This window comes from Kitasatospora sp. MAA19, assembly GCF_029894125.1.
Classification (GTDB): domain Bacteria; phylum Actinomycetota; class Actinomycetes; order Streptomycetales; family Streptomycetaceae; genus Kitasatospora.
In genome coordinates this window covers 73,191-83,961 of record NZ_JARXYZ010000033.1, presented here as the reverse complement: position 1 = coordinate 83,961, position 10,771 = coordinate 73,191, and the positions used below count along the sequence as shown (strand labels likewise).

The 10,771-nt window shown below is 72.3% G+C and carries 9 protein-coding genes; 8 read left to right on the top strand and 1 reads right to left on the bottom strand.

Annotated elements, in window-relative coordinates; all coding sequences use genetic code 11:
* Positions 1 to 139: 139 nt before the first annotated feature.
* Positions 140 to 1,021: a transcriptional repressor LexA gene (gene lexA / locus P3T27_RS33525; protein ID WP_348534173.1), complete on the bottom strand. Its 882-nt coding sequence runs from the start codon at positions 1,019 to 1,021 to the stop codon at positions 140 to 142.
* A gap of 343 nt (positions 1,022 to 1,364) precedes the next feature.
* Between lexA and nrdR the strand changes: the two genes are divergently transcribed.
* The 8 genes from nrdR (at position 1,365) to P3T27_RS33485 (ending at position 10,765) form a co-directional block, all read left to right on the top strand.
* Complete coding sequence (gene nrdR / locus P3T27_RS33520) at positions 1,365 to 1,862, top strand: transcriptional regulator NrdR (RefSeq protein ID WP_280685042.1); 498 nt, start codon at positions 1,365 to 1,367, stop codon at positions 1,860 to 1,862.
* Positions 1,863 to 2,070: 208 nt separating this feature from the next.
* Positions 2,071 to 4,956 carry a vitamin B12-dependent ribonucleotide reductase gene (locus P3T27_RS33515; RefSeq protein WP_280685041.1) on the top strand — a complete coding sequence of 962 codons (2,886 nt, stop codon included), beginning with the start codon at positions 2,071 to 2,073 and terminating at the stop codon, positions 4,954 to 4,956.
* 172 nt (positions 4,957 to 5,128) lie between these two features.
* Complete coding sequence (locus P3T27_RS33510) at positions 5,129 to 5,896, top strand: NAD(P)H-binding protein (RefSeq protein ID WP_280685040.1); 768 nt, start codon at positions 5,129 to 5,131, stop codon at positions 5,894 to 5,896.
* 285 nt (positions 5,897 to 6,181) lie between these two features.
* On the top strand, positions 6,182 to 7,954 hold the full coding sequence (locus tag P3T27_RS33505; protein WP_280685039.1) for an ATP-binding protein: 1,773 nt from the start codon (positions 6,182 to 6,184) through the stop codon (positions 7,952 to 7,954).
* Positions 7,951 to 8,403 carry a roadblock/LC7 domain-containing protein gene (locus P3T27_RS33500; RefSeq protein ID WP_280685038.1) on the top strand — a complete coding sequence of 151 codons (453 nt, stop codon included), beginning with the start codon at positions 7,951 to 7,953 and terminating at the stop codon, positions 8,401 to 8,403. Before P3T27_RS33505 ends, P3T27_RS33500 begins: the two co-directional genes overlap by 4 nt.
* A 25-nt stretch (positions 8,404 to 8,428) precedes the next feature.
* A complete protein-coding gene (locus P3T27_RS33495) occupies positions 8,429 to 8,797 on the top strand; it encodes a DUF742 domain-containing protein (protein WP_280685037.1) in 369 nt (122 codons plus the stop codon).
* On the top strand, positions 8,778 to 9,524 hold the full coding sequence (locus P3T27_RS33490) for an ATP/GTP-binding protein (protein ID WP_280685036.1): 747 nt from the start codon (positions 8,778 to 8,780) through the stop codon (positions 9,522 to 9,524). Before P3T27_RS33495 ends, P3T27_RS33490 begins: the two co-directional genes overlap by 20 nt.
* Positions 9,521 to 10,765: a cytochrome P450 gene (locus P3T27_RS33485; RefSeq protein ID WP_280685035.1), complete on the top strand. Its 1,245-nt coding sequence runs from the start codon at positions 9,521 to 9,523 to the stop codon at positions 10,763 to 10,765. Before P3T27_RS33490 ends, P3T27_RS33485 begins: the two co-directional genes overlap by 4 nt.
* Positions 10,766 to 10,771: the final 6 nt, after the last annotated feature.

Genomic DNA, 10,771 nt, shown 5'->3' with positions numbered 1-10,771 from the left:
AGCTTCCGCGGGCCCTGAGGCGTCCTGTCCTTACGGATCTCGAAGTCCAATGCATCCCCTGAACTGGGGTGTTGCAACGACTCCTAGAACCCAAGCAGTGCGGTGGAGCCCCTTCTCCCGATTCGTGCGCGCGGAGGCGTCAGAGGCGGCGCAGGACCGCGACGACCTTGCCCAGGATGGTCGCGTTGTCGCCGTTGATCGGCTCGTACGCGGGGTTGTGCGGCATCAGCCAGATCCGGCCGTCCTCGCGCTTGAGCCGCTTGACCGTCGCCTCGCCGTCGATCATCGCGGCCACGATGTCGCCGTTCTCGGCGACCGGCTGGCGGCGCACGGTGACCCAGTCGCCGTCGCAGATGGCCGCCTCGATCATCGAGTCGCCGCGCACGGTGAGCGCGAACAGCTCGCCCTCGCCGACCAGCTGGCGGGGCAGCGGGAAGACGTCCTCGACCGTCTGCTCGGCGAGGATCGGCCCGCCGGCCGCGATCCGGCCGACCAGCGGCACGTACGAGGTGGACGGCCGGCCGGCCGTCTCGGCGGTGTTCGGACGGGCCACCTCGACGCCGCGGACCTCGTAGGCGCGCGGGCGGTGCGGGTCGCGGCGCAGGAAGCCCTTGCGCTCCAGGGCCATCAGCTGGTGGGCGACCGAGGAGGTGCTGGACAGGCCGACGGCCTGGCCGATCTCGCGCATGGACGGCGGGTAGCCCCGGCGCTGGACGGAGTCCCGGATGACCTCGATCACCCGGCGCTGGCGCTCGGTGAGCCCGGCCTCGTCGGTGCGGATTCCGGGGGGGCGGCCGGGCATCGCGCGGGCGGGCGCCGGGTGGGCGTCGTCGAGCGCGGGGGAGTGTTCGATCGGCTGGTCCGGAACGCGGCTCGTGCTGGAAAGGGCCTGGCCGGAGAGTCGGTGGTCTTCGCTACGGTCCATGCTGATGTCCACGCTCTGCTGATTCGTGGTGCGCTGCCCCACCTTGAACTGGGAGTGTTCCTGCACCGGGATGGTGTTGCTTTCGATGGTGTTCACGGCGGCCCCTCTCGACGGCTGTCCTCTCCCCTTTTCCAGCCCAACGCCCCTCCTATCGAAAGGTTGCGCCAAACACACGTTCGAGTGAATTATTCGGGAGTTGGCTGACTCGATCAAGGCTTTGTTGTACATCGAGTAAATGTTCGACCGGATGTCGACTTCGGCAGTCTAATCGGCGTCGACACGCCAGGGGTGTCGCTTCCCCCGGAGACCTACATCTAGTGGCTACAGTCCTCTCCGTGCCCAGTACTAGTGGTTACGGCGCATGATCAGCTTGCCGAGGCCGGGGTCGCATCGCATAGACTCAACCGGTCCGCACGTCCTGCCAGGGAGGGATCCCCAGGTGCACTGCCCCTTCTGCCGGCACTCCGACAGCCGCGTTGTCGACAGCCGGACCAACGAGGACGGCAGTTCGATCCGCCGCCGCCGGCAGTGCCCGGACTGCGGCCGCCGCTTCACCACCGTGGAGACGGCCGCGCTGATGGTCGTCAAGCGCAGCGGGGTCACCGAACCGTTCTCCCGGCAGAAGGTCATCTCCGGCGTCCGGAAGGCCTGCCAGGGCCGCCCGGTCACCGAGGACGCCCTCGCCCAGCTCGGCCAGCGGGTCGAGGAGTGCGTGCGCGCCACCGGCAACGCCGAGCTGACCACCCACGACGTCGGGCTGGCCATACTCGGCCCGCTCAAGGAACTCGACGTGGTCGCCTACCTGCGCTTCGCCAGCGTGTACCAGGCGTACGACGGACTGGAGGACTTCGAGGCCGCCATCGCGGAACTCCGCGCCCAGCGGCCCGACCCCGAGGCGGACGGCACCTGCGTGCCCGTCGCCGCCGCCGCGCCCTAGGAGGCGTCGGCAACCCGGCCCCGTTCCGAAGGGGCCTGCTGCACCGCATCGGCCCCGTGGGGCCCCCGCGTGCCCGGAAACGGGGCGCAGAACACTACAAACCGTGCGTAAGCAGGCGATGTCTCCGCTTGCCCGCACACCGGAAGAACGAACCAGCGGTGCCCGGACTTTTCAGGGCACTTCGGGCGTTTGCCCAGGAGGAGGAGAAGTGACAGACACCACGAGCGGTTCCGCACGAGGGTCGAAGTCCGACAAGGCCGCTGCCAAGGGCGCCGGCAAGGCACCCAAGGGTGGTCTGCGGATCGGGCGCATCTACACCACTCCTGGCGTGCACCCGTACGACGAGGTCCGCTGGGAGCGGCGCGATGTCGTCATGACCAACTGGCGTGACGGGTCGATCAACTTCGAGCAGCGCGGCGTCGAGTTCCCCGACTTCTGGTCGGTCAACGCCGTCAACATCGTCACGTCCAAGTACTTCCGCGGCGCCGTCGGCACCCCGCAGCGCGAGTGGAGCCTCAAGCAGATCATCGACCGCGTGGTGCTCACCTACCGCGCCGCCGGGGAGAAGCACGGCTACTTCGCCACCAAGGACGACGCCGAGGTCTTCGAGCACGAGCTGACCCACGCCCTCCTCCACCAGGTGTTCAGCTTCAACTCGCCGGTCTGGTTCAACGTCGGCACCAAGCAGCCCCAGCAGGTCAGCGCCTGCTTCATCCTGGCCGTCGACGACTCCATGGAGTCGATCCTCGACTGGTACAAGGAAGAGGGCATGATCTTCAAGGGCGGCTCCGGCGCCGGCCTCAACCTCTCCCGGATCCGTTCCTCGAAGGAGCTGCTGTCCTCCGGCGGCAACGCCTCCGGCCCGGTCTCCTTCATGCGCGGCGCCGACGCCTCCGCCGGCACCATCAAGTCCGGCGGCGCCACCCGCCGCGCGGCGAAGATGGTCGTGCTCGACGTCGACCACCCGGACGTCGAGGCCTTCATCGAGACCAAGGTGAAGGAGGAGGAGAAGATCCGCGCCCTGCGCGACGCCGGCTTCGACATGGACCTCGGCGGCGACGACATCACCTCCGTCCAGTACCAGAACGCCAACAACTCCGTCCGCGTCTCCGACGAATTCATGACCGCCGTCGAGAACGGCACCGAATTCGGCCTGCGCGCCCGGATGACCGGCGAGGTCATCGAGACCGTCGACGCCAAGAAGCTGTTCCGCAAGATGGCCGAGGCCGCCTGGGCCTGCGCCGACCCCGGGATCCAGTACGACTCCACCATCAACCACTGGCACACCTGCCCGGAGTCCGGCCGCATCAACGCGTCCAACCCCTGCTCCGAGTACATGCACCTGGACAACTCCAGCTGCAACCTCGCCTCGCTGAACCTGATGAAGTTCCTGCGTGACGACGACTCGTTCGACGCCGGGACCTTCGCCAAGGTCGTCGAGCTGGTCATCACCGCGATGGACATCTCCATCTGCTTCGCGGACTTCCCCACCGAGAAGATCGGCGAGACCACCCGCGCGTTCCGCCAGCTCGGCATCGGCTACGCCAACCTCGGCGCCCTGCTGATGGCCACCGGCCACGCCTACGACAGCGAGGGCGGCCGCGCCCTGGCCGGCGCCATCACCTCGCTGATGACCGGCACCGCCTACCGCCGCGGCGCCGAACTCGCCGGCGTCGTCGGCCCGTACGACGGCTACGCCCGCAACGCCGCCCCGCACCAGCGGGTCATGAAGCAGCACGCGGACGCCTCGGTCGCCGCCGTCTCGCTCGACGAGCTGGACGCCCCGGTCTGGGCCGCGGCCAACGACACCTGGCAGGACGTCCTGCGCATCGGCGCGCAGAACGGTTTCCGCAACGCCCAGGCCTCGGTGCTCGCCCCCACCGGCACCATCGGCCTGATGATGGACTGCGACACCACCGGCGTCGAGCCCGACCTCGCCCTGGTCAAGTTCAAGAAGCTCGTCGGTGGCGGCTCGATGCAGATCGTCAACGGCACCGTCCCGCGCGCCCTCAAGCGCCTCGGCTACCAGGACGAGCAGATCGAGGCGATCGTCGCCCACATCGCCGAGCACGGCAACGTCGTCGACGCCCCGGGCCTCAAGGCCGAGCACTACGAGGTGTTCGACTGCGCGATGGGCGAGCGCTCCATCTCGCCGATGGGCCACGTGCGGATGATGTCCGCGATCCAGCCGTGGATCTCCGGCGCCATCTCCAAGACCGTCAACATGCCGGCCTCCGCGACCGTCGAGGATGTCGAGGAGATCTACTTCGAGGCGTGGAAGATGGGCGTCAAGGCGCTCGCCATCTACCGCGAAAACTCGAAGGTCGGCCAGCCGCTCTCGGCGAAGAAGAAGGACTCCGAGACCAAGGCCGAGGAGGCCCCGGCCGCCGCGGTCGAGAAGGTCGTCGAGTACCGCCCGGTCCGCAAGCGCCTGCCCAAGGGCCGCCCGGGCATCACCACCTCCTTCACGGTCGGTGGCGCCGAGGGCTACATGACCGCCAACTCCTACCCGGACGACGGCCTCGGCGAGGTCTTCCTCAAGATGTCCAAGCAGGGCTCGACCCTCGCGGGCATGATGGACGCCTTCTCCATCGCCGTCTCGGTCGGCCTGCAGTACGGCGTGCCGCTGGAGACCTACGTCTCGAAGTTCACCAACATGCGCTTCGAGCCGGCCGGTCTGACCGACGACCCGGACGTGCGGATGGCGCAGTCGATCGTCGACTACATCTTCCGCCGCCTGGCGCTGGACTTCCTGCCGTTCGAGACTCGCTCGGCGCTCGGCATCCACTCCGTCGAGGAGCGCCAGCGTCACCTGGAGACGGGCTCCTACGAGCCGCTGGAGGCCGAGGAGCTCGACACCGAGTCGCTCGCCCAGTCCGCCCCGGTGGTCGCCGCGCCGGCCCCCGCCGCTGCAGCGCCCAAGGCCGCTCCCAAGGCGAGCCCGGCGCAGGCGCACAACTCCACGGAGCTGATCGAGATCCAGCTCGGCCTCAACGCCGACGCCCCGCTCTGCTTCTCCTGCGGCACCAAGATGCGCCGCGCCGGCAGCTGCTACCTCTGCGAGGGCTGCGGCTCCACCAGCGGCTGCAGCTGACCGCTGGTACTGACCCCGCGAGGGTGAGCCACCGCTGAGGCGGGGCGAGGACTTCAGGTCCTCGCCCCGCCTCTTCTCGTTGCCCGGGGCTCCTGCGCGGACGCCGATGTCACGGATGGGGGCGGTGGGCGGTCGGTAGGGGGTGACGGGGTTCGGTGAGAGGAGTGGTGTGGTGGCAGGGACGGTGCTGGTGACCGGGGCGACGGGGACCTTGGGGCGGGAGGTGGTGCGGCTGCTGGTCGCGCGGGGGGTGGCGGTGCGGGCGTTGAGCCGGCGGGCGCGGAGCGGGGGTGACGGGGTCGAGTGGGTGGTCGGGGACCTGGTGACCGGGGCGGGGATCGCCGGGGCGGTGGCGGGGGTCGAGGTGGTGGTGGACTGTGCGACCACGGTGGGGCGCAAGGACGTGGCCGCGGTCCGGACGCTGGTGGCGGAGGCGGGTAAGGCGGGGGTGCGGCACCAGCTGTACGTGTCGATCGTCGGGGTCGACCGGGTGCCGATCCCGTACTACCGGGCGAAGCTCGCCTGTGAGCGGGTGGTGCGGGAGTCGGGGCTGGGGTGGACGGTGCTGCGGGCGACGCAGTTCCACGACCTGCTGCTGAGGATCTTCGACGCGTCGGCGCGGCTGCCGGTGTTCCCGGTGCTGGGCGGGGCGCGCATTCAGCCGGTGGACGTGCGGGAGGTGGCCGCGCGGGTGGCGGAGCTGGCGGGGGAGGGGCCGGCCGGGTACGCGCCCGAGGTCGGCGGGCCTCGGGTGTGGTCGTACCGGGAGCTGGCCGAGGCGTACCTGCGGGCGGCGGGCCGGCGGCGGGTGCTGCTGCCGGTGCGGGTGCCGGGGGCCGTGGGGCGGGCGCTGCGGGCCGGCGGGAACCTCACGCCGGAGCGGGCGGTGGGCCGGGGGACCTTCGAGGAGGCGTTGGCGAAGCGGTTCGGCAGCCCCTGATGTCAACCAGGGGAGACACCAACGGCGTGAACCGTCGGTCTCGACGGTGCGTCGGCCGTGTCGCCAATCGGTGTGCGTGAGGTGAATGAAGGAGACTGACCGTCAACTCGCCACTTGAGGCCAATGTCTGAATCGATATGATCGGTCGAAAGCGTGAACCGATCGGCCGCCCGGAGACGTTACGCAACGTTGCCGGGCGGTCTCGTATGCGCCCGACCAGCTGTCGGCGTCTTCCCGCCGCCGGCCGCCGGCCGCCGCCCGCCGACGTTGCCGAGGATCGCACCGATGAGAGAAGCCACCAGCCCCGACGGCCGGCCGCGCCGGCGGCCCGCGCCGCGCACCGCCGCCCTGACCGCGGTGGCCGTCCTGCTGGCGGCGGTCGCCGCCCCGGTGGGGATCGCCCGGGCGCTGGGTGCGCACCAGCCGCTCACCGCCCTCGCGGTGGGCGCGGTCGCGGTGCTCTGGCTCATCGCGGTCGGCCTCGCGGCGGCCGGCGCCGAGCGCTCCCGCCGACTGGCCGAGGACCTGGACGCGCAGCACGAGGAGACGAGGGCCGCGCTGGTCGTCGCCGGCGCCGCCCGGCAGGCCGAGACGGCCGCCGGGGACCGCGCCGGCGCCGTGTACGCCGAGCGGGACGCCGCCCGGGCGGAGCAGGCCAGGGCCGAGGCGGACATCACGGCCGCGCACGCCGAACTGGCCCGGCTGCGGGCCGAGATCGAGACCGAGCGCGCCGGGTTCGAGGCCGAGCGGGCCCGGGCCGAGGCCGAACGCGCCGAACTGGACCGGCTCACCGAGGGCGTGCTGCCCGAGGTGGTGAGGAAACTGCGTGGCGGCGCGGCCGTGGACAGCGCGCTGGCCGCCCACCGTACGCACCCCCAGCGGGCGCTGCTGCGCGCCGTGGCCGAGGAGGTCGGCCGGGGCGAACGGCTGCGCGCCGCCGCGCTCGCGGTCTGCGCCACCGCCGCCGGGCGGGTACAGGCACTGGCCACGAGCATGCACGCCGAGCTGCGCGAGATGCAGCACCGGCACGACGAGGAGGTCCTCGGTGACCTGCTGCGGCTGGACCACTCGACCGCCCAGGCGGGCCGGATGGCCGACGGCATCGCGGTGCTCACCGGGGCCCGCTCGGGCCGGCGCTGGGCCAAGCCGATCGCGGTGGAGTCGGTGCTGCGCGGTGCGCTCGGCCGGATCGGTGCCTACCAGCGGGTGCGGCTGCACAACGCCAGCACGGCCGCCGTCGCCGGGTTCGCCGCCGAGGGCGTGATGCACGCGCTGGCCGAACTGCTGGACAACGCCACCAACTTCTCCGCCCCGCCGGCCGAGGTGCACGTCTACGTCGAGGAGGTGTCGGCCGGGCTGGTGATCACCGTCGAGGACAGCGGGCTGGGGCTGGGCGACAGTTGGCTGCGCCGGGCCGAACGGGCCGTCTCCGCCGAGCCGTTGGACCTCACCACGCTGTCCGCCGGCACCCGGCTCGGGCTTGCGGTGGTCGGCGTGCTGGCGCGCAAGCACGGGCTGCAGATTTCCTTCCGGCCGTCGGCGCGCGGCGGTACGGGGGTGGTGATGCTGATCCCGCAGCAGCTGGTCACGCATCCCGCTCCGGCGTCCGAGCCGGCGCCCGTCCTGGCTCAGGCGCCCGTCGCGGAGTCGGCGCGCCCGGCGCTCATCCCCGCGCGCCCGGCCCCCGCACCCCTGCCGCCGGCACCGACCGCTGCGGGCGTTCGCCCGCCCGCCGTCGCCGGGCCCGCCGTTCCGGCGCCCACAGTCCCCGCCCAGGCCACCCCGGTACCCGCTGCCGCCGGGCCCGCCCGGATCACCGAGAGCGGGCTGCCACAGCGCCGCCGCGGCCAGACGCTGGCCGCCACCACACCGACGGCAGCACCCGCGAAGCCCGTACGCGCCGATGCGGCGAGCGCCGCCGCCCGGTTCGGCGCCTTCCGCAAGGCGGCCCTGTCGGCACCGGGCGACCGGCCCGCCGCGGTGGCGCCGACGACCACGGACACCGACACCGACCCCACGCCCGACGCTTCCCCCGTCACCGAGAAGGACTCCCGATGAGCAGCGCCACCGACCGCGACCTCGACTGGCTGTTGGAAAACCTGCTGGCCGCAACCCCCGGCACCCGGCACGCCCTGGTTCTCTCCGCCGACGGCCTCAAGCTCTGCCACACCGCTGGGCTGAGTGCCGACCAGGCCGACCAGCTGGCCGCGATCGCCTCCGGTCTGCAGAGCCTGGCGCACGGCGCCTCGATCGAGTTCGGCGACGGCAGCGGCGGCGTCCGGCAGTCGATGACCGAGTTCCACGGCGGCATCCTGTGCATCGTGGCGGCCGGCGAGGGCGCGCACCTGGCGGTGGTCACGGACGAGGAGGCGGACGTCGGCGTGGTCGGCCACAACATGCACGGCCTGATCGAGCAGATCGGCGTCCACCTCAGCGCGCCGGCCCGCGGCGACGCCGCGCCGCAGGAGGCGGAGTCGACCACACCGCAAGGGAGCACCCTGGCATGAGCGAACGGATAGTCGGGGCGGGCGCATGAGCGGCCGGCCGGTGCTGCCGGGCCGCGACGACGACCCGGACCGCCTCTACACCATCACCCGGGGCCGCAGCCGTTCCCCGGAGAACGCCTTCGACCTGGTCACCCTGATCGTCGCCGAGCGGCGACCGGTGCCGGGGATGCAGTCGGAGCACGCACGGATCCTGCGGATGTGCGAGGCCCCGACCGCCGTCGTGGAGCTGGCCGCGGAGCTGGCGCTGCCGATCTCGGTGGTGAAGATCCTGCTCGGCGACCTGCTGGAGTCCGGGGCGGTCACCGCCCGCCACCCCCGGTTCGCGCCGACGAAGGCCCGGCTGCCCGATCTCGACACGCTGAAGCAGGTGCTGCATGGCCTTCAACAGCTCTGACCCGGCCTCCGGAGGCCCTACCTCCGGTCCCGGCGCCGGGCCCGCCACCGGGCGCACCCCGCTGCGGGCGACGGCCGACAACGCGCTGAAGATCGTCGTGGTCGGCGGCTTCGGGGTGGGCAAGACGACGCTGGTCGGCTCGGTCAGCGAGATCCGTCCGCTGAACACCGAGGAGGTCATGACCAAGGCGGGGGAGGGCGTCGACCCGGCCGGGGCCTGGGGCAAACGCTCCACCACGGTGGCCTTCGACTTCGGCCGGATCACCCTGTCGGCGAGCCAGGTGCTGTACCTGTTCGGTGCGCCCGGGCAGGAACGGTTCTGGTTCCTCTGGGACCGCCTGTTCAGCGGTGCGCTCGGCGCGGTCGTCCTGGTGGACACCCGTCGGTTGGAGGACTCCTGGTACGCGATCGACCGGCTGGAGCACCACGGCACCCCGTTCATCGTGGCCCGCAACAACTTCGGCGAGCCGACCCACACGCTGGATCAGATCCGCGAGGCCCTGGACCTGGCCGCCGAGGTGCCGCTGGTGGACTGCGACGCCCGGGACCGGGAGTCCGGCAAGCGGGTGCTGATCGAGCTGGTCCGCCACCTGACCGCCCTGGCCGAGGCCGCCGCCCCGTTGGCCGCCGCCCCGTTGGCCGGAGCCGCCGCCCCGCTGGCCGGAGTCGCCGTCACCGCCGAGGCCGAAGCCCCCGTCACCCCGGAGTACGAGGAGAGCACCCCGTGACCGAGCCCGCCGCCACCCCGCCCCCGGGCTGCCCGGCGCACGCCGGGGCCACCCCGCTGTACGGGCCGCGCTTCCAGACCGACCCGGCCCAGCTCTACCGCGAGCTGCGCGCCGCGCACGGCCCGGTCGCCCCGGTCGAACTGGCCGGCGGCGTCCCCGCCTGGCTGGTCATCGGCTACCGCGAGCTCCAGGTGGTGACCGGCCAGCCGCAGCTGTTCGGCCGCGACTCCAGCCGCTGGCACGCCTGGGCGACGCTGCCCGCCGACTGGCCGCTCAAGCCGATGATGGCGCCAGCGCCGTCCATCCTGTACGCCGAGGGCGAGGAGCACGTCCGCCGCTCCCGTGCGGTCACCGACGCGCTGGCCGACGTCGACCCGTACGAGCTGCGCAAGCACGCGGAGGAGATCGCCGACCTGCTGATCGACGAGTTCGCCGGCCGCGGCGAGGCCGACCTGGTCGCCGAGTACGCGCACCGGATGCCGCTCCTGGTGCTGTGCCGGGTGTTCGGCCTGGACGAGGAGCAGGCGCCGGAGCTGATCGCGGCGCTGCTCACCATGCTCGACGGCGGCCCGGACGCGCCGGCCGGCGCCGAGCGATTGCTGGAGCTGATGCTCGCGTTGGTGCGGGAGAAGTCCGAGCACCCGGGTGGCGACGTCGCCTCGCGGATGCTGGCGCACCCGGCCGGGCTGACACAGGACGAGGTGATGCGCGACCTGCGGGTGCTGCTGATCGCCGGTCACCAGCCGTCCTCCTACTGGATCTCCAACGCGCTGCGGCTGATGCTCACCGACGAGCGCTTCGCCGCCTCGCTGGCGGGCGGCCGCCGCAGCATCAGCCAGGCGCTCAACGAGGTGCTCTGGGAGGACACCCCGACGCAGATCTTCGCCGGTCGCTGGGCGACCAGGGACACCCGGCTCGGCGGTCAGCGGATCGCGGCGGGCGACCTCGTCCTGCTGGGGATCGCCGGGGCGAACGCGGACCCGTCGGTGCGCCGGCCGGACGGCCGCCCGGCCGAGGGCAACCGGGCGCACATGAGCTACTCCTACGGCGAGCACGGCTGCCCGTTCCCGGCCCAGGAGGCCGCCGAGGTGATCGCCACCACGGCGATCGAGGTGCTGCTGGACCGGCTGCCGGACCTGCGGCTGGCGGTGGCCGAGCACGCGCTGGTGTGGCGGCCGTCGGCCTGGGTGCGCGGGCTGGTGGCGCTGCCCGTCTCGTTCACTCCGGGCCACCCGGCCTGATCGACA

What these genes read in the sequence shown, in the direction of transcription:
- P3T27_RS33495 (WP_280685037.1), top strand. Translation starts at nt 8,429, where the DNA reads ATGAGCGGCCGGCCGGTGCTGCCGGGCCGCGACGACGACCCGGACCGC.
- P3T27_RS33490 (WP_280685036.1), top strand. Translation starts at nt 8,778, where the DNA reads ATGGCCTTCAACAGCTCTGACCCGGCCTCCGGAGGCCCTACCTCCGGT.
- P3T27_RS33500 (WP_280685038.1), top strand. Translation starts at nt 7,951, where the DNA reads ATGAGCAGCGCCACCGACCGCGACCTCGACTGGCTGTTGGAAAACCTG.
- P3T27_RS33505 (WP_280685039.1), top strand. Translation starts at nt 6,182, where the DNA reads ATGAGAGAAGCCACCAGCCCCGACGGCCGGCCGCGCCGGCGGCCCGCG.